The organism is Paenibacillus radicibacter, assembly GCF_024721995.1.
Classification (GTDB): Bacteria; Bacillota; Bacilli; order Paenibacillales; family NBRC-103111; genus Paenibacillus_AM; species Paenibacillus_AM radicibacter.
The window spans coordinates 132,286-150,761 of record NZ_JANQBC010000001.1 but is presented as its reverse complement, the minus strand read 5'-3'; the positions used below and the strand labels follow the sequence as shown (position 1 = coordinate 150,761).

Here is an 18,476-nt window from a genome sequence, read left to right as displayed (position 1 = left end):
TTATTTTTCAAATAACAGAAAGGATTCACTTATGCAACCAGATCTCATTGAAAAGAGTCAATCACAACCATCTTATTTGCAAAATCTAATGATGCCGCTTACGAAATCACGGCCATTTCGCTTGTTGTTTCTAGGTAAAATGCTGGGTATGATGGGGAGTTCGATCACGTCGGTTATCCTTCCCATCATCGTATTATCACTGACAGGCTCTACACTTGCCATGGGTACAACAGTGGCCGTTTCTATGTTAATGAAAGTCATCATGCTGCCTTTTACCGGTGTGATTGTAGATCGTCTGGATCGAATGAAAGTCGTCATGGTAACCGATATCATTGGATTTCTCTTGCTGCTTGGACTCATGCTTGTCTGCATATTAGATGTCGTGACTATGGAAATGATCTACATATTTGTTGCGGTGTTTGGGATCACAGATGCACTTTCAGGTCCTGCATCCCATGCGATTCGTGCTCGAATTTATACACCCGATATTCGCAATGCGGCAAATTCCTTATCTCAAGTAAGCAGTCAGGGTATTCGATTACTCGGTCCGACTATGGGTGGGATCATCCTTACTTTTGCTTCCGCAGGAATTGGACTAGGGATCGACAGTTTGTCATTTCTAGCATCGTTTATTTGTATTTACTTGCTGTATAAAGCCATGAAGACCGATAACTATGAAGTGAAGAAATCGAAAGAATTTAGTTTCAAGAAGGATTGGGTAGAAGGGGTAGCCGTACTCAAATCCCACACATGGCTATGGTTTACGATTCTTGCGTTTGCATTTATTAATATTTGTTTCGGTGGCGTACAGCGTGTTCTCATTCCTTGGTTATTTAATGTGCACCATCAATTAGAGCCCGTCTATTATGGACTAGCGATGACCTTTGCCGGGGTCGGTGCACTTCTGGCAGCACTCGTATTTGGTGCTAAACAGAGGTGGCGCTATCGCGGCATGATGGGCTATGGTGGTGTGCTTCTGTCTGGCCTTGCGTTATTTGCTTTACCCTTCGTTACTTGGCCGCCTTTATTAATGGGGTTAATGATACTCGAAGGTTTCGGTGTTATGATCTTCGGATTAATCTGGGAGACAAGCTTGCAGGAACTTGTGCCAGAAGAGGCTTTCGGACGCGTCGTTAGCTTGGATATGTTCGGGTCATTTGCTTTGCTGCCGCTTGGTTACTTAGGTGCAGGGTGGCTTGCAGAAGAGGTTGGGGGACTTATCACGATGTCCATTTTTGCTGGAGCGGGTGTAGCGATTGTCGCTGTTGCGTTCTTGTTCCCAGGTGTACGTAAGTTTGATTAAAATTTGTTGACTAAAATAGCGAATAAATGCCAATGATCTCTTAGAAGAGATTGTTGGTTTTTTTATTTTGAAAATCGAGGTTGACAACACAATTAATTAGGTTCATAATAAAAACAAGCGATGAACAAAAAGTAAGTCACTATGTTAATTGAAGTAAATTAAAAAAAGAAAACAAACTTGGAGGTAATTGAACATGAGTAACGCATTCCTATCTGCAATTAAAGAAAGACGTACGTATTATGCAATTGGTAAAGAAGAGGTAGTATCCCGTGAGAAAATCGAAGAAATCGTAAATGATGCAGTGAAATATACACCATCTTCATTTAACTCCCAAAGTGCGAGAGTGGTTGTACTTTTCGGTGAGCAATCCGATAAATTGTGGAACATTACGCGTGAAACTCTTCGCAAAATCGTTCCTGCTGATAGTTTCGAGCCAACTAATGAGAAGATGGACGGCTTCTCCAGCGGCTATGGTACAGTGTTATTTTTCGAAGATCAAGCCGTGATTGACTACTTGCAAACAAACTTTGCAGCATATGCAGATAACTTCCCAGTATGGTCGAATCAATCTTCTGGTATGCTTCAATTCGTGATTTGGACTGCACTAGAGCAAGAAGGTTTAGGTGCATCTCTACAGCACTACAATCCACTAATCGATGACGAAGTTAAAGCAACTTGGGAGCTTCCAAGCACTTGGAAACTAATCGCTCAAATGCCTTTCGGCAGTCAAGCAGCAGCACCAGGTGAGAAGTCCTTTAACCCAATCGATGAGCGCGTTAAAGTATTTAAATAAGTTTTTGTAAGTAGATTTTATTGGTGAAAATAAGAATGGATAGAGGTTCAGAGAAGATCTGAACTCTATCCATTCTTTTGTTATTCGAATCAACTAAACGCAATAACCCACCGAATTCCTTAAAGTAACAATATTTTCCTGAAGGAACGTTTGATTTTGTTCAATTCCTCTGTTTTTACACCAAACAACTGCGTTGAAAGCATCGTAAAAATCATAAAATGGCAGCACTCTTTCCAGAGCGAGCATAGGTCGAATCGATTGATAACCTTCAATAAATGGTATCTTTGTTCTCGGATTGACTTCCCATATATATCGATTGACCTTTGTAAAATCAATTTCCGACGATCCACCGCGGGCACTCTCGAAATCAATAATCCCAGCAACCTCGTTACCATTCACTAATATATTACCTGGTCTATAATCCATGTGAACCATGCATGGTCCGTCAGGATCCGGTAAAGCAGAGAAAACTCCATCAAAGTGAAGTATACATCTTTTATACAGCTCTGGATCGAGAATCTCTTTGCAAGGTTCTTTCCACTTTTGAAAATTACTTTTGATATGTAATCTCCAATCATTTGGGTCAAGCAACTTATAACCATTTGCTAAATGGAAACCATACCCGGGTGGTTTAACCTCATGGAGCATAGCAAGATTTACACCAATTTGATAAGAGAGTTTCTCATCCATATCCCCTGTACAAGGCATACCTTGAATTGCTGAAAGAAGCAATGCTCCAGTAATATTATCATCCCCATACCAAATGTCCAATACCTTAGGAACAGGTATGACACCTTTCAATGTTTCAAGTATCTGATATTCACGGAATAGCTTATCTTTGTTAAATGGAATTTTTACATAAACGTTTTCTCCACTGGCAAGCGTAAGCTTGTATACATCTGAACTAAATGAATCTGGAACATCTTCTATATTCGCGACGTTCAACTTTAGCTTTTCTATAACGTTAAGAATGGAACTCATAGGATACCTCCTGTTCTACATAGCAAGTGATCATTCATATAACCTATTCTTGACGCAACACCAAGACCCTTTTTTCAAGAGGGCAGAAGATAGGATGATGTATCATTTGGGCTGTAACGGCAAGTTTTTGAAACAAAACAAAGGCACTCATTAGAGTGCCCCCGGATAAAACCACTGTTTTCAGTTTTTTTATGATGTAATATCGTCGAAATTTTGCAAAAGGCGAAGCTCCAGCCCTTTTTCGTTAGTTGTTAGTTCTTGCATGATCGGAATCGTCATATCGGTATTGGGGTTATATTTCAAGCCCCAGTGCATAATGGCAAAAATGACCGGAAACAGGTCGAGTGCCTTTTGTGTGGGTCGGTACATGGTTTGTGCGCGGTTTGAATCTCCTTCTGTCTTGACGAGCAGGGCAGCTTCAACGAGTGATTGGAGCCGTGCGCTCAAAATATTAGTTGAGATTTTCTCGCGTGAAGCAAGAAACTCGCGGTAATACCGCTTGTTATGGATAAGGACGTCACGAAGTATGACTAGGCTCCAGGGATCACCCCATATGTCGAGCGCATATACGATTGGACAAACTGTGGAAGGTCGCTTTTTCATGAGATGATTATACAATTCGTGCTTGCATTTTGCAAGTTTGTACTTGTGTTTTGCAAGTATAGGATTTATACTCGATGTGTAGTTAACATTTAATGAGGGGAGATAACTTGCATGAGTCAAAGTTACAGCACTTTTTTTAGGGTAGACGAAAGTCCGGAAGAAGTCTTCGCCGCCATCAATAACGTACGCGGTTGGTGGTCAGAGGAAATTGAGGGCACTACCGACGAACTCGGTGAATTTAAGCATCACTACCAAGATATTCACCGCTGCACCATCCAAATCACCGAGCTTGTTCCAGGTAAAAAGGTTGTTTGGCACATTACAGACAACTACTTTAACTTCGTAAACGACAAGAGCGAGTGGAAGGATACTGACATTATCTTTGAAATCGCCAAGAAGGACGGCAAAACAGAAGTTCGATTTACGCACGTAGGCCTAGTTCCCGCGTATGAGTGCTATGCCGTCTGCACGGACTCCTGGGGCATCTACATAAGCGGTAGCCTTCGTGACTTGATCACCAAAGGTAAAGGCCAGCCCAACCAAAGCGAGAAAATTACTAACAAACACGGCATAGAGAACTCTTAGAACCCCATTCCTTAGACCGAAGCTCGGCGCTTAGGAACCGAGGTTTTGCCAAGAGATTGCACTGCCTCTTCTGGAAAGCGTCGAGCAACGTATTAGTAATAGTTAGCACAGACTCCTGCGGGTTTCTCCCCATAAAACTTGCCCTTATTTATGCTATGGTTCAGCGCGATTGATCTTCAAATTTCTACATAGGAACAGAATGTCCGACTGATTTATCAATAAATTATGAAAATTAGTGAGTGACATGTATAATGGTCAAAGGAAACAAAGAAATTGTCCAGACATTGAGCAAGATTGGGCCTTCTTTTTCGGAATAGTCCGAAACCGGCAAAATGATCGAAACAACATGAGGAGGAATCATGAAAAACTCAAGCAAGCTGCATTTGAAAAAAGAAATTGTCACTTACGAAAAATCGGACCTAAAGAAAAGTGTACTTCAATTATTCAATACCTTAGTCCCTTTTTTTGTACTATGGTATCTCGCCTATGAATCGCTGGCGATTTCTTACTGGCTTACTCTAGCCATATCTGTACTTGCATCTGGATTTGTGATCCGAATTTTTATTCTCTTCCATGATTGTTGCCATCATTCGTTCTTTAGGAATCGATTGGCAAATGAAATACTAGGCACTATAACAGGCATTCTTACTTTCTTTCCCTATCATCAATGGCGACTAAGTCACTCAATCCATCATGCCACCAGCGGCAATTTAGATAAGAGGGGAACAGGGGATATATGGATACTAACGGTAGAAGAATATGTCGCTGCGTCAACATGGACGCGTATCGCATATCGACTATACCGGAATCCGCTTGTATTGTTCGGGTTAGGTCCGATCTATATCTTCCTGATTCAGAATCGATTCAATAGGAAAAAGGCTACACGAAGTGAACGTATTAACACCTATATAACGAATTTAGGCATCGTCTCCTTATGCGCTCTACTTATCTTTATGGTCGGCTTTAAGGCGTTCCTGCTCGTACATGGCCCGATATTTCTCTTATCTGGGGCTGCAGGTATCTGGCTCTTCTATGTACAGCATCAATTTGAGGATACTTATTTTGAACAGGATGAACGATGGGATTACGTGATGGCGTCAGTGGAAGGAAGCTCCTACTTCAAGCTCCCTAAAGTACTACAGTGGCTGACAGGAAATATCGGCTTTCACCATGTCCATCATCTAAGTCCGAAAGTGCCGAACTATAATTTGGAAAAAGCTCATGACAACACACCCGCGCTTCATTTGGTTAGCACAATTACGATCATTTCTAGTTTACAAGCTATCCGTTTTCGTCTCTGGGATGAGCATAACAAGAAATTCGTAAGTTTCCGGGAAGTTAGACATTTGATGAATTAATTATTGAATGAATTAACTTGTGTTGAGGAGGTAAGTCATGAGGGTTAAACGAATCGTCACCAATATTCATACACCGAATGTCCTTGCTGCAAAAAGCTTTTACCAAGAAGTGCTTGGTCTCGACTTATTGATGAATCATGGTTGGATTTCTACTTATGGCTCAGATGCCGAAATGAGTGTCCAAATAAGTTTCGCTTCTGAGGGGGGATCAGGTACACCAACACCTGATTTATCAATTGAGGTGGATGATCTAGATGCTGTGTATGAAGGTATGATAAAAGCAGGATTTCCAATAGAATATGGAATTGCTACTGAGCCTTGGGGTGTTCGACGGTTCTATGTACGTGACCCCTTTGGCAAACTCATCAATATACTTGCTCATGAAAATTGAACATCGTCTGGAAAATGCACACTCTGCGACTAGAGTGTGCATTTTTTATCATTCAACTGGATATGATTCGTTTTGTATCAATATATTTATAGATAAAGAATTAACTCGTATAATTATTTTTACACTTATCTGAATTACATAAATTTTTAGAAAATTGTAATTGAGTAGGGACAGATTTATCAGCAAGTATGAAATTTACTGCATTAACAATTCGAAAATGGGGGTAATCGCATGAAGAAGAAGTTGTACACTTTATTAGCAGTTACATTAACTGGAACACTCGTATTAACAGCATGCTCTTCAGACAAGGCAGCAACAAGCTCACCAGCAGTAACAACAGCTGCACCACAATGGTCACCAGCACCAGCGGATAATGGGGGAGTAGCAGGTGTAATTAATGCCACGGATTTGTCCAAGCTCCCAGAAGCAGCGAAGAAACGTACAGATACCATAATCGTTGGTTTGACGAACCCTAGTGGAGCGTTTACACCTTATTTCCAACAATCTGGTTATGACGGTAACGTATCTTCCGTATTGTACACACCACTAGTTAGCATTGATAAAGCAGGCTTGCCGATTCCTGGACTAGCTGAGAAGTGGGAAGTTTCTGCAGATCAGAAGACTTATACGTTCCACTTGCGTAAAGATTTGAAATTCAGTGATGGTTCACCAATGACAACTGAAGATGTGGCATTCACTTGGACACTTCTACACGATAAGAATTACGATGGTATGAATGAAGTTGTAGAAACGAAGATTGTTGGTGGACAAGCTTACAAAGAAGGTAAAGCAACTACAATTGAAGGAATCAAGATCATTGATCCTCAAACAATCAGCGTTACACTTGAAGGTGTAAATGCAACCGCTCTTACAGTACTTGGCGGAGATGTTTTATCCAAAGCATACTATGGTAAAGATTATAAATTTGGTGAACTTGATTATTTGAAAAAGCTTCATGAGAAGCCTGTTAGTAATGGACCCTACAAACTCGTTAAATTCGTACCTGGTCAAGAAGTTCGCTTCGTAGCCAATGAGTTCTACTATGCGGGTAAACCGAAGACAGAGAACTTTATTTATAAAACTACTGAGGGTGATGCATGGCAGTTCATCGAAACAGGTGACACGGACTATGCAAGCTTCCCAGCTACAACTGATAATATCGATAAATTGAAAAAACTAGGATACCTAAACATGGCTCCTACTACAGCAAGTAACTATGGCTATAATCAATTCAACCTTGAACATGATCACTTGAAAGACAAGCGTGTGAGACAAGCACTTACTTATGGCTTGAATCGTCAATTGATTTATGTGGATTCCAGACAAGGTGCTGCAATGATTGCTAATATCCCGTCTTCACCAATTCTGTGGTCTTATACTGAAGAAGGTATTAACAAATATCCTTACGATGTAGAGAAAGCAAAAGCACTTCTTGACGAAGCAGGTTGGAAAGTTGGCGCTGGCGGTATCCGTGAGAAGGATGGTAAGCCATTAACGATTCATTACCTTGGTTCCAAAAGTAAGAATACTGACATCTTTATCGGTGTAGCTAGAGAGAACTATGCTGCTATTGGTGTGAAGTTCGAACCAGAACAGTTCCCAGACTTCAATACATTGTCTGCTAAAGTAGAAAGTGGCGACTACGATATGGCATCTTTCTCAACAACGATTATTAGCGATCCTTCTCAAGGTGTATCCGGATTTATTAAAGGTGAGCTAAAAGGTTACAACAATCCAAAGATTGAAGAATTGTATACAAAAGGTTTATCAACGAATGATGTGGAAGAGCGTAAGAAAGTGTATCACGAGATGTTCAAAATTCTAAATGATGAATTACCAATCATGTTCGCTAGCTATAGCAAATCAATGACAGGATTTAATGGTAGAGTTGCTGGTGTTGATCTTAACCCATTAGCTGGACTTGCTTATAGCTTGCCTAAATGGGAACTGAAGTAAAATAAATCTATTATCCCCGACTGCAGTCAATCCACCAGCAGTCGGGGATAATAATTAAAGGAGCCGAACATGGGTACATATTTACTTCGCAGATTCAGTTATATGGTTCTTATATTGCTTGGTGCTTCAATGTTAATCTTCTTCTTATATGCGTTAACTCCGGGTGACTTTGTATCCAATAATGTGAAATTGAGCGCTGAGCGTAAAGCAGAGCTAAGAGAAATATATGGCTTAAGTAAACCTTTATTCGAGCGTTATATCACATGGATGTCTAATATATTCCAAGGTGACTTCGGATTTTCATTGGCACAGCAAAAGCCCGTTCTTGAACTGTTTAAAGATTATATTTGGAACTCATTCCTTCTTGCAATTGTATCTACATTCATCACATGGTTCGTGGCTGTAATTGTTGGGGTGGTTGCGGCTTACAAACAGTACTCATGGTTTGATACGCTCGTCATGATTGGTATATTTGCTGCGATGTCCATTCCATCGTTCTTTATTGGTCTATTTGTAATAAAAATACTTGCTGTTGATTTACATCTCTTACCGCCTGGAGGCATGATTTCAACAGGCAGCAACGACACGGGTTGGGCATATGTCCTAGATGTAGCCAAGCATATGGTTATGCCAGTTCTCATTATGGTGCTTCTAGGGGTAGGTTCCCTCACACGTTACTTCCGCAGTAACATGCTTGATGTGATTAAGCAGGACTATATTCGTACAGCACGTGCGAAGGGGCTAAAGGAAAGAACAGTTCTATATCGCCATGCACTTAAGAATGCTATGCTACCTGCCATTACACTCATTGGCTTCGAACTTCCAGGATTGTTTGGAGGGTCAATCATTTTGGAGAAAATTTTCAACTGGCCAGGTATTGGTCAATTGTACATGTCTTCTTTTACGGTAAGAGATTATCCTCTACTAATGGGGTTTACGATGTTCCTCGCTATTCTTACTGTTATCGGTACATTAATCTCTGATATTCTTTATCATACTACCGACCCACGTGTCAGGCTCTAAGAGGGAGGATCGGATATGTCTAATACAACTCGTGAATTGATTGGGCAAAAGAAAGTAGCACCTGTCCCTGAGAAGAGAACTTCACTATGGCGTCAAGCGATGCGTGATGTCATGAAGAATAAGTTAACGATGACTGGTTTAGTTATTGTCATTGTGATGTTTGTTGCTTGCTTTATCGGACCGCTGTTCTCTCCGTATGCGGATAATAAAATTAACCCAGCTATGATGAATGTAGGACCAAACAGCAAGCATTGGTTAGGAACGGATCTTCTCGGAAGAGATGTGCTAACTAGATTGCTACAAGCAGGACGTATTTCATTAACTGTTGGTATCGCTTCCATGATACTCTCTGTATTCATTGGAACGTTCATTGGTATTGTTTCCGGTTATTATCGGGGGATTGTGGATCAAATCTTCATGCGTATTGCTGATTTACTCATGACGATCCCAAGTTTACCGATTATGTTCATCATCGGTGCATTAATGTCGGATTGGAAAGTCCCCACCGATTATCGTATGTATATGGTAATGATCATGCTAAGTGTTATCGGTTGGCCAGGAATAGCACGTATGGTACGTAGTCAGATGTTAAGCTTGCGTGAGAGAGAGTATATGCAAGCAGCGACCGTTCTTGGTCTACGTGACAGACGGAAGTTATTTAATCATTTACTTCCGAATGTAGTTCCACTTCTAATTGTAATTTCAACACTTAGTATTGGTGGAGCTGTTCTATCAGAATCCGTCTTAAGCTTCTTCGGACTTGGTGTTATGCCTCCAACTCCAACTTGGGGTAACATGATTGACGCTGCAAACAGTATTGTAGACTTTGAAAAGCATCCTTGGTTATGGATTCCACCGGGTGTGGCAATCTTCTTAACCGTTATAGCCTTTAACATATTTGGTGATGGTCTGAGAGATGTTCTCGATCCAAAACAGAAGAAGTAGGTGAATAACAGCATATGAACAACTTAATTGAGATTAATAACTTAAGCACCTATTTCAGCAGTTCTGCTGGAGATATTAAGGCTGTTAGTGACGTAAGTTTTCGCATTCGTGAAGGGGAGACAGTCTGTATCGTAGGTGAGTCTGGTTGTGGCAAAAGCATAACGGCAATGTCGATTATGGGGCTTGTTGAAGGACCGAACGGAAGAGTCGTTAATGGACAAATCCAGTTTGACAATAAAGATTTACTGCAAATAAGCAGAGAAGAACTTCGCCAGATCCGTGGCAATGATATCGCGATGATTTTCCAAGAACCAATGTCATCTCTGAATCCGGTTATTACGATTGGTAAGCAGATTATAGAACCACTTATGATTCATCAAAAAATGAAAAAGAAGCAAGCACTCGCACGCGCCATTGAGCTCATTGAACTTGTAGGAATCCCACGTGCCGAGCAGATTGCGAATTCGTATCCGCATGAGTTGTCAGGCGGTATGTTACAGCGGATTATGATTGCCATCGCAATCTCGTGCAATCCTAAGCTCCTTATTGCAGACGAGCCAACGACAGCACTTGATGTAACGATTCAAGCCCAAGTCTTAGAGACGCTGCGTATGATTAAGGAAAAGTCCAACATGTCTATCATGCTTATCACGCACGATCTTGGGGTTGTTGCGGAAATGGCGGATTACGTGATTGTGATGTATTCGGGGAAAATTGTCGAGGAAGGCGAAGTTGTCGAGATCTTCGAACGACCGAAGCATCCGTATACGAAAGGTTTGCTCAAATCCAAGCCGATAATCGGGCAACGACAAGAGATGCTGTATTCCATTCCAGGTCATGTTCCCAACCCCCTGGAACTTGTAGAATCTTGCTATTTCCATGATCGCTGTAGTGATTGTATGTCGATTTGCCAAACTCGTCAGCCTGAGCTCAAGAAGACAACGGACCAGCACAAAGTAGCTTGCTGGCTGTATGAAGAGGAGGGTAAACATGTCTGAGGTGTTATTGGAAGTCACAAATTTAAAGAAATATTTCCCCATAAAAGCAGGTTTACTCAATCGTACAGTCGGTCATGTCAAAGCGGTCGAAGATATTAGTATTACGATCAAAGCTGGAGAGACATTCGGTCTGGTAGGAGAGTCAGGGAGCGGGAAGAGTACAGTTGGCAGAACGATTCTTCGTCTTCACGATAAAACCGATGGGGTAGTGAAATTTAAGGGAATCGACTTATATAAAGTTAACAAAGAGGAACTTCGTAATCTTCGTCCGAAAATGCAGCTGATCTTCCAAGATCCGTACAGTTCACTAAACCCTCGTGTTCGAGTTGGAGATGCAATCGGTGAGGCGATGATCGATCATGGCCTAGCTACCAAAGAGAACGTCCGTGATCTCGTTCTAGAAGTTATGGAGCTATGCGGATTATCTGCCTATCAGATTGATCGCTTCCCACATGAATTTTCAGGGGGACAGCGTCAACGTATTGGAATCGCTCGTGCTCTTGCTCTAAATCCAGATTTAATTATTGCGGATGAACCCGTATCTGCGCTGGATGTATCCATTCAAGCTCAGATTATTAATTTGTTCCAAAAGCTGCAGAAACAGCGTGGTCTTGCATACTTGTTCATCTCCCATGACTTAAGCGTAGTAGAACACTTATGTACGCGAGTTGGCGTGATGTATTTAGGTTCAATGATGGAAACAGCCCCACGGGATGAATTGTTCAATAATCCGCTTCATCCATACACGAAGGCGTTGATATCTGCAATTCCAGTACCTGTTCCGAAGCTGAAGCGGGAGAGAATCGTGTTGAAAGGTGATATTCCAAGCCCGTCGAACCCACCATCAGGTTGTAAATTCCATACAAGATGTCCGTTTGCAGTAGATATTTGTAAATCACAGAAGCCTGAGTTCCGTCATATGGGCAATGAACATTATGTTGCCTGTCATATTGTATAACGTAGCTTAATCAAGGCTCTGCTTTCCTTCTGGAACGCAGGGCTTTTATTTTTAAAATGACTATGTTAAATTTTATTGTTGATATTTGATCATAAGAAAACCGCCTTGGTGAAAAGGCGGTTTATTAAGCTATCGATCCCCGTTAGCGGAATGATATGTATAACATAAATTGTTAAAACTTACGTTTTTGATAGGGCATACCGTCGCCATCTTCACAATAGGATTTGAGACTATAAAGGAAGATAGCCCAGTGGTAGTTACAGGAGCGATAATATGGCGTTACTTCTCTCCAGTTCGTCTGACGCAAAGTAATATGAGACTTCCCGTTCTCCTCTTGAATATCAAAGGAAATACTCGTACCAATCCATTCTGGATCTGAATCTATACACTGCCAAACTACTTTTTTATCAGTGATCAATTCCTCGATTCTCATCTTAGTTACCTCTTCGCTGCCGAATCGAAATTCATTAATAAAGCCAATCTGATTATCAATAGTGAGTTCATTGGTCCATATTTCCGACAGTCCCTTAGCAGTGGTTAAAGTTTCATACACCTTCGAGGCTGGAACATGTACGGTTTGCAAGTGCTCGATATTTGCCATGTCGTGCTCCTTTCTAACTACAATAATTTATGGTTCATGCTTAAGATAACAAATGATGAATATAATAAATTCTTCTGGATTGCTATGTTGCAGGTAGCTGCTTAAGTTTTGGACAGGGTACACGCCTTTTATGTCGCCAGTAAAACTAGGTGACGTGTGTGACTTCACCGCCCTCAAAAGTATCAACAATAAGGTTAACATAGCCTTCATAATAAAAACGCTTTATTTTTAACAAAATTAGAATATAATGGTAGTTAAGCGATTGATTTATGATAATCGATTGCATTTATTGGTTCAAAAGTTAAAACGTTTTAACTTATGTCGTGAAGGAGGATTGTGAGGTATTAAGGTGGTTGGTTTAATGGTTTATGAGCTTATTTTTATATCAAAGGAGCCGATTGAATGAGTAGAGATAAGGTGAGTACTGCAAATGCTTTTAAAAGATTGTGCCAAGTATTGTTAATCTTCTCTTTGATCATCGCTACCATGAGCATTCCACCGCGTAAAGCTTCTGCCGCAGGCGAACTGAAGCCTTTTCCCCAGCAAGTGAGTTATCCTGGAGTTATTAAGCCTAATCATGTGACACAAAGTGCGATGAATTCAGCAGTATCTACTTACTATGACTATTGGAAAGGCAAGTACTTGAAGAATAACCTGTCCTCACTTCCAGGTGGCTACTATGTTGCTGGAAATATTACGGGTGATCAGGAAGGCTATCAAGCGTTAGGATCTTCTGAAGGTCAAGGCTATGGCATGGTCATAACCGCGCTAATGGCTGGTTATGATCCGAATGCGAAGCAGATTTATGATGGGTTGTTTAAGACTGCAAGAGCTTTTAAGAGCTCAGCTAATCCGAACTTGATGGGTTGGATTGTTGCTGATGCTGCTGGAGCACAAGGTCACTATGATTCTGCAACAGACGGAGACATTGATATTGCGTACTCCTTGATATTGGCACATTATCAATGGGGTTCGAGTGGGACAATTAACTATTTGGCAGAAGCGAAGAACATGATTACCAATGGGATCAAAGCCTCGAACGTAACAAGCAATAACCGCTTGAATCTAGGGGATTGGGATGCCAAGAGTGCACTCAACACACGTCCTTCCGACTGGATGTTCAGCCATATGCGTGCTTTCTATGATGTGACTGGCGATCAGACATGGATTAATGTCATTAACAACTTGTACAGTGTCTACAACCAATTCATCAGCGGCTATTCTTCCTCAACAGGCTTAATCTCTGATTTTGTCGTGAAAAATCCTCCTGAACCTGCACCTCAGAATTATCTGGAAGAATTCCCTGAAACAAACATGTATTACTATAATGCGAGTCGTGTCCCTCTACGTGTTGTTATGGATTATGCGCTATATGGTGAGACTCGAGCGAAGACGATTTCTGATAAAATTGCGACTTGGATCAAAGGTAAGACCAGCAATAAGCCTGCAAATGTGAAAGATGGGTACCAATTAAATGGTACTGCGTATGGTTCGTATGCGCCGGCTGTATTCGTTTCTCCATTTATCTCAGCTGGTGTTGCGAGCAGCAGTAATCAGCAATGGGTCAATGATGGCTGGGATTGGATGAAGAACAAGAAAGAGGACTACTTCAGTGACTCCTATAATTTGTTAAACATGCTATTCATCACAGGAAACTGGTGGAAGCCGGTCGCAGGTACCCCGATTCCTGATACACAAGCCCCGACTGTTCCAAGTAATGTTACTGCAACTGCAGTATCTAGCAGCCAGATCAATTTAACTTGGTCTGCTTCAACCGATAATGTAGGGGTAACTGGTTATAACGTATTTAGAAACGGAACACAGCTTCAGAATACAACAGGAACATCTTTTACAGATACAGGCTTAACACCATCCACAACTTATTCATATACAGTGAAGGCTTTTGACGCAGCAGGTAATGTATCTGCTAATAGTTCTAGTGCAAGCGCTACGACACTTACTGGAACGCCTACAACAGGCAACTTGGCTCTTGGTAAACCAGCAGTAGCAAGTTCTGTGGAAGCAGCTGGCTTTGAAGCGGCTAAAGCTTTCGACGGTAATGCAACCACCAGATGGGCGAGTGTTGAAGGGTCAGATCCGCAATGGATCTATGTGGATTTAGGTTCTATCCAGACAATTAACAACGTTAAATTAATATGGGAAGCTGCATATGGGAAGAAGTATAAAATACAAGTATCAACGGATAGCAGCGCGCCGACTAATTGGGTGGATGTGTTCTCAACCACGGTAGGAGATGGGGGAACAGACACAATTTCATTTGCTGATAAGCCCGCCAGATACGTAAGAATGTACGGAACAGGACGCGGAACAGCTTATGGTTATTCATTATTTACATTTGAAGTATCTGCATCGACTGCCAAATCTTTGAATCAATTAGAAATTATTAATGACATTAATGAAGTGGTTGATGCAGAGAATATTCAAATTGAGATCGTACCAGAACCCGTATCAGAACTTCCACAAAACGAGTCTTAGTCGTTCATATAACAACCGGCTACTGAGTTTATAACCAGTAATCGGTTGTTGTTTTAGCACATTTGTTTACATAACATTTATTATGTTATACTTTCGAACTTCCAAAACCATCCAAACCAAGTTGGAAAGGTAGAAAATATTGCGGAAATGAGTAGTAATTTTTACATGGAGATAGGATTTTGCTCATAAGAGGAGGAATAACGTAGTGCAGCGAACCATCCAGACTGATTATTATTGAAAAGTGGTGAATTAAGTGTTTAATCATTCAAGAGGAAGTATGCGATCTCGCACCCACGAAAATTCAAAACTATCACAACCAACAAACAATCATGTAACAATAAATAAATTAAGTCATCCCAAGGTCGCACAACTACAACGGTCGATTAAAAGTAGAATATTTCGCAAATCAATTATTCTCAGCAACAGGGGATTCTTTTGAGACTATCGATCAATTCATGATTGAACTCGATTATGATTTGAAGACTAAATATTACAATCCAAATGATGCCAACTTAGTGAGTTTACAACAACGTTACATGTCCGAATATGGATGGAAGAAAGCAAAAGAATCCACAGCGAAAGTTACGAGGAAAAAGAGAGATAATTTCTTAAAGATATATCGAACAATGAGTATCCAAGAGTGTTATGCCGTCGTGCATAATAAGAAGTACGATAAATTAGGTGCGCATTTAGGAGATTTTAAAGAATGTCTCAAATACTTCACAGGGACGAGTCCCGATACAAAAGTTATGGTTGAATTTAGATTGAGACCGGGTGCAGAAGATGAGTTATTCAGTCGTGAAGTAGCATTTCAATCTGATAGTAGAAAAAGTGATCAAATGGTAAAAGGGTTGAATCCTATTGCGGATGCAATTCGTGTTGGGCATAGTTTCACCTTAGGTTCTTCTAATGAAGGAATGGTAGATGGGCAAATAGGGCTGAAGTCCGAAAGCAGTGGAGAAGCAAAGTTCAGTATCAGCTTAAGTGACGCTGTATCGAAAAATAAATTAGGCGCTAAGGTGGAGTCCGTCTATCTGAAAAAGGTAGGGGAAGAGTATATTAAAGGTATGCAATTTGATGAAAACAATAAAAAAATCAGTTCTTCCGCCCATGCGATGAGAACCATCCGTCACATAATAGATAAAAAATAAAACGAATATCGTTTCTATAAAATGGAACCCAGTACCTTGTCGGTACTGGGTTTGTTGTTCTTCTTCAATCTACTTTTTCTTTTAAGGAGCGATCAGCGGTTAAAACACACATGTAGTTTTTGACATCACTTGTAAAACCACGCTACTATTGGCATTCGTAGGCTTAACAATGGGGTTGTCATATTCCGCAAAAGCTACATAAACGGACAATTGTCATCAAAAATGACATATTGCAGCTCGTAAATGAACATTCATTTTCCTATTAGTAATATAGAATAATCATCTTCTTGAAAGCGTTAGCAATGACCATCTGAAATGACATATTTACGATTTATCCAATTTTCCGTAAGTTATAAATGTAAACGCTAACATTCAAAGTTGGCGACTACAGTTGAGTATCGACTAGATCATTTTACAATTGACAGGAAGGGGTGATACCTATGCAGAGTACGAAAAAAGTTACGATGGGCAACACACTTCCAATAAAGAACGGTAAGAAAACAGTGTGGAAGAGAATGCTTCAGAATTGGGAACTTTATGTATTCATTGCACCGGCATTTTTCTATTTTCTAATTTTCCATTATGGTCCGATGTATGGTATCCAAATCGCGTTTAAAAATTTCGTAGCAACGAAAGGAATCATGGGGAGCTCATGGATTGGATTCGATCATTTTGTTCGATTCTTCGACTCTCACTATTTCTGGGACTTGTTATGGAACACACTTAGTATCAGCTTGTACGAACTGGCAGTTGGGTTTCCAATTCCCATTATATTAGCTCTGGCTCTTAACGAGATAAAGAATGGTACATTCAAGCGTCTAGCGCAGACCGTAACGTATGCACCTCACTTTATCTCAGTCGTCGTTATGGCAGGTATGATTATTACGTTCTTATCTCCATCGTCTGGTATGATCGTACATATTATTGAAGCGCTTGGATTTGAAGCTCCAGCGATTCTGACAGATCCGAAATGGTTCAAAACGATGTATGTACTATCTGGTGTATGGCAAAGCGCAGGTTGGGGAACGATCATATACCTTGCAGCATTATCCGGTGTAGACCCGCAGCAGCATGAAGCAGCTATTATTGATGGCGCATCACGCTTCCAACGCGTTCGTCACATTAACATTCCTACTATTGTTCCGACGATTACGATTCTATTGATCCTTAACATCGGTGGATTATTATCTGTGGGTTTTGAGAAAATTCTATTACTGCAGAATCCACTTAACATGGAAGCGTCAGATGTAATCTCAACCTTCGTATACCGAATGGGTCTTGAGCAAGCACAATACAGCTTTTCGACGGCAGTCGGATTGTTCAATTCCGTTATTAATGCGATATTGTTAATCACAATTAATCAGATTGTACGTCGTACAAGTGAAAATAGCTTGTGGTAGAAAGAGGAGGTGAACCCGATGATTGCAGCAGGTGTTAAAGAATCGAAGAAAGATAAGATATTCTTATACTGTAACTATGTGTACGTATTTCTAGCATTCATTCTTGTATTTTACCCAGTTGTCTATATGTTTAGCGCTTCCATTAGTGATCCGAAGCTGGTTGGTTCAGGAGAGATGTGGTTACTTCCTAAGGGCATTACATTCGAAGGTTATATTCGGGTATTCGAAGATTCAAAGATATGGACAGGTTACGCGAATACGATCTTATATACCGTTGTAGGTACATTTGTTAACTTATTCGTCACTTTACCGGCAGCTTACGCGCTAAGCCGTAAAGATTTTGTAGGTCGCGGATTTTTCATGGCGATGTTCATGGTTACGATGTTCTTCGGTGGAGGACTTATCCCAAGTTACTTGCTGATTAAAGAGTTAGGTATGATTGATTCCATGTGGGCACTGATCATTCCATCTGCTGCGTCCATCTGGCACATTATTGTATCCCGTACGTTCTTCCAATCTTCAATTCCTAAGGAATTGCAAGAAGCAGCTCAGATTGACGGATGTACGAACATGCGATTGTTCATTAAGATTATCCTTCCATTATCCACACCGATTATTGCGGTTATGGCATTGTTCTACGGTGTAGGTCATTGGAACAGTTACTTCTCAGCGATGATTTATCTGAATGATGCTTCACAATATCCACTTCAGCTTATCTTGCGCCAAATTCTCGTTCTTCAGCAGACAGCCGCTCAAGGTGGCGGAGCAATCGATATTGCTTCAGCAGCAGCACTTAATAATAAAGCTGAAATCGCTTCACTCGTGAAATACGCAGTAATTATCGTTGCTACGGTGCCAATTATTGCGGTCTATCCGTTCCTACAAAGATTCTTTGTACAAGGTGTCATGATTGGTTCCGTGAAGGGCTAATTTT

The 18,476-nt window shown here is 40.8% G+C and carries 17 protein-coding genes and 1 pseudogene; 15 read left to right on the top strand and 3 right to left on the bottom strand.

What is annotated here, in order from left to right; genetic code table 11:
- The first annotated feature begins 31 nt into the window (after positions 1-31).
- Together NV379_RS00660 and NV379_RS00655 are read left to right on the top strand one after the other, a co-directional pair.
- A complete protein-coding gene (locus tag NV379_RS00660; protein WP_258205330.1) occupies positions 32-1,303 on the top strand; it encodes an MFS transporter in 1,272 nt (423 codons plus the stop codon).
- A 193-nt stretch (positions 1,304-1,496) separates the two neighbouring features.
- Entirely contained in the window at positions 1,497-2,096 is a 600-nt protein-coding gene (locus tag NV379_RS00655; RefSeq protein WP_258205329.1) for a nitroreductase family protein, read from the top strand.
- Positions 2,097-2,189: 93 nt separating this feature from the next.
- On the opposite strand, the gene NV379_RS00650 is transcribed toward NV379_RS00655, so the two are convergent.
- Complete coding sequence (locus tag NV379_RS00650; RefSeq protein WP_258205328.1) at positions 2,190-3,077, bottom strand: phosphotransferase family protein; 888 nt, start codon at positions 3,075-3,077, stop codon at positions 2,190-2,192.
- Positions 3,078-3,266: 189 nt separating this feature from the next.
- The gene (locus NV379_RS00645; RefSeq protein WP_258205327.1) at positions 3,267-3,680 is read right to left on the bottom strand and encodes a winged helix-turn-helix transcriptional regulator; all 414 of its coding nucleotides are present in this window, start codon (positions 3,678-3,680) and stop codon (positions 3,267-3,269) included.
- Between the two features lie 111 nt (positions 3,681-3,791).
- On the opposite strand from NV379_RS00645, the gene NV379_RS00640 reads away from it, so the two are divergent.
- The 8 genes from NV379_RS00640 to NV379_RS00605 all read left to right on the top strand — a co-directional run bounded on the left by NV379_RS00640 (position 3,792) and on the right by NV379_RS00605 (position 11,894).
- A complete protein-coding gene (locus tag NV379_RS00640) occupies positions 3,792-4,265 on the top strand; it encodes an SRPBCC family protein (RefSeq protein ID WP_258205326.1) in 474 nt (157 codons plus the stop codon).
- A 359-nt stretch (positions 4,266-4,624) separates the two neighbouring features.
- Positions 4,625-5,623, top strand: a complete 999-nt coding sequence (desA, locus tag NV379_RS00635; RefSeq protein WP_258205325.1) for a Delta(5) desaturase DesA — start codon at positions 4,625-4,627, stop codon at positions 5,621-5,623.
- A 37-nt stretch (positions 5,624-5,660) separates the two neighbouring features.
- Positions 5,661-6,014, top strand: a complete 354-nt coding sequence (locus NV379_RS00630; RefSeq protein ID WP_258205324.1) for a VOC family protein — start codon at positions 5,661-5,663, stop codon at positions 6,012-6,014.
- A 231-nt stretch (positions 6,015-6,245) separates the two neighbouring features.
- A complete protein-coding gene (locus tag NV379_RS00625) occupies positions 6,246-7,970 on the top strand; it encodes an ABC transporter substrate-binding protein (protein WP_258205323.1) in 1,725 nt (574 codons plus the stop codon).
- 69 nt (positions 7,971-8,039) lie between these two features.
- Positions 8,040-8,993, top strand: coding sequence for an ABC transporter permease (locus tag NV379_RS00620; protein WP_258205322.1), 954 nt, complete (start codon positions 8,040-8,042; stop codon positions 8,991-8,993).
- Between the two features lie 15 nt (positions 8,994-9,008).
- On the top strand, positions 9,009-9,938 hold the full coding sequence (gene opp4C / locus NV379_RS00615) for an oligopeptide ABC transporter permease (protein ID WP_258205321.1): 930 nt from the start codon (positions 9,009-9,011) through the stop codon (positions 9,936-9,938).
- Between the two features lie 14 nt (positions 9,939-9,952).
- Positions 9,953-10,936: an ABC transporter ATP-binding protein gene (locus NV379_RS00610; protein WP_258205320.1), complete on the top strand. Its 984-nt coding sequence runs from the start codon at positions 9,953-9,955 to the stop codon at positions 10,934-10,936.
- Positions 10,929-11,894, top strand: a complete 966-nt coding sequence (locus NV379_RS00605) for an ABC transporter ATP-binding protein (protein ID WP_258205319.1) — start codon at positions 10,929-10,931, stop codon at positions 11,892-11,894. The genes NV379_RS00610 and NV379_RS00605 overlap by 8 nt, the downstream gene beginning before the upstream one ends.
- 172 nt (positions 11,895-12,066) lie before the next feature.
- Here NV379_RS00605 and NV379_RS00600 read toward each other — a convergent pair whose 3' ends face one another.
- Positions 12,067-12,495: an SRPBCC family protein gene (locus NV379_RS00600; protein WP_258205318.1), complete on the bottom strand. Its 429-nt coding sequence runs from the start codon at positions 12,493-12,495 to the stop codon at positions 12,067-12,069.
- 402 nt (positions 12,496-12,897) lie between these two features.
- On the opposite strand from NV379_RS00600, the pseudogene NV379_RS00595 reads away from it, so the two are divergent.
- The 5 genes and pseudogenes from NV379_RS00595 to NV379_RS00575 form a co-directional block, all read left to right on the top strand.
- Positions 12,898-14,166: pseudogene (locus NV379_RS00595) on the top strand (family 8 glycosyl hydrolase); the annotation flags it as partial.
- The gene (locus tag NV379_RS00590; RefSeq protein WP_258206188.1) at positions 14,140-14,991 is read left to right on the top strand and encodes a discoidin domain-containing protein; all 852 of its coding nucleotides are present in this window, start codon (positions 14,140-14,142) and stop codon (positions 14,989-14,991) included. The pseudogene NV379_RS00595 and the gene NV379_RS00590, both read left to right, overlap by 27 nt.
- Before the next feature lie 455 nt (positions 14,992-15,446).
- Positions 15,447-16,142, top strand: a complete 696-nt coding sequence (locus NV379_RS00585) for a hypothetical protein (protein WP_258205317.1) — start codon at positions 15,447-15,449, stop codon at positions 16,140-16,142.
- A 440-nt stretch (positions 16,143-16,582) separates the two neighbouring features.
- Positions 16,583-17,542 (top strand): ABC transporter permease, encoded by a 960-nt coding sequence (locus NV379_RS00580; RefSeq protein ID WP_258205316.1) that lies wholly within the window; start codon positions 16,583-16,585, stop codon positions 17,540-17,542.
- Between the two features lie 21 nt (positions 17,543-17,563).
- Entirely contained in the window at positions 17,564-18,472 is a 909-nt protein-coding gene (locus NV379_RS00575; protein ID WP_258206187.1) for a carbohydrate ABC transporter permease, read from the top strand.
- Positions 18,473-18,476 lie beyond the last annotated feature (4 nt).

What these genes read in the sequence shown, in the direction of transcription:
- NV379_RS00655 (WP_258205329.1), top strand. Translation starts at nt 1,497, where the DNA reads ATGAGTAACGCATTCCTATCTGCAATTAAAGAAAGACGTACGTATTAT.
- NV379_RS00650 (WP_258205328.1), bottom strand. Translation starts at nt 3,077, where the DNA reads ATGAGTTCCATTCTTAACGTTATAGAAAAGCTAAAGTTGAACGTCGCG.
- NV379_RS00605 (WP_258205319.1), top strand. Translation starts at nt 10,929, where the DNA reads ATGTCTGAGGTGTTATTGGAAGTCACAAATTTAAAGAAATATTTCCCC.
- opp4C (WP_258205321.1), top strand. Translation starts at nt 9,009, where the DNA reads ATGTCTAATACAACTCGTGAATTGATTGGGCAAAAGAAAGTAGCACCT.
- desA (WP_258205325.1), top strand. Translation starts at nt 4,625, where the DNA reads ATGAAAAACTCAAGCAAGCTGCATTTGAAAAAAGAAATTGTCACTTAC.
- NV379_RS00645 (WP_258205327.1), bottom strand. Translation starts at nt 3,680, where the DNA reads ATGAAAAAGCGACCTTCCACAGTTTGTCCAATCGTATATGCGCTCGAC.
- NV379_RS00640 (WP_258205326.1), top strand. Translation starts at nt 3,792, where the DNA reads ATGAGTCAAAGTTACAGCACTTTTTTTAGGGTAGACGAAAGTCCGGAA.
- NV379_RS00580 (WP_258205316.1), top strand. Translation starts at nt 16,583, where the DNA reads ATGCAGAGTACGAAAAAAGTTACGATGGGCAACACACTTCCAATAAAG.
- NV379_RS00600 (WP_258205318.1), bottom strand. Translation starts at nt 12,495, where the DNA reads ATGGCAAATATCGAGCACTTGCAAACCGTACATGTTCCAGCCTCGAAG.
- NV379_RS00625 (WP_258205323.1), top strand. Translation starts at nt 6,246, where the DNA reads ATGAAGAAGAAGTTGTACACTTTATTAGCAGTTACATTAACTGGAACA.
- NV379_RS00585 (WP_258205317.1), top strand. Translation starts at nt 15,447, where the DNA reads ATGATTGAACTCGATTATGATTTGAAGACTAAATATTACAATCCAAAT.
- NV379_RS00620 (WP_258205322.1), top strand. Translation starts at nt 8,040, where the DNA reads ATGGGTACATATTTACTTCGCAGATTCAGTTATATGGTTCTTATATTG.
- NV379_RS00660 (WP_258205330.1), top strand. Translation starts at nt 32, where the DNA reads ATGCAACCAGATCTCATTGAAAAGAGTCAATCACAACCATCTTATTTG.
- NV379_RS00610 (WP_258205320.1), top strand. Translation starts at nt 9,953, where the DNA reads ATGAACAACTTAATTGAGATTAATAACTTAAGCACCTATTTCAGCAGT.
- NV379_RS00630 (WP_258205324.1), top strand. Translation starts at nt 5,661, where the DNA reads ATGAGGGTTAAACGAATCGTCACCAATATTCATACACCGAATGTCCTT.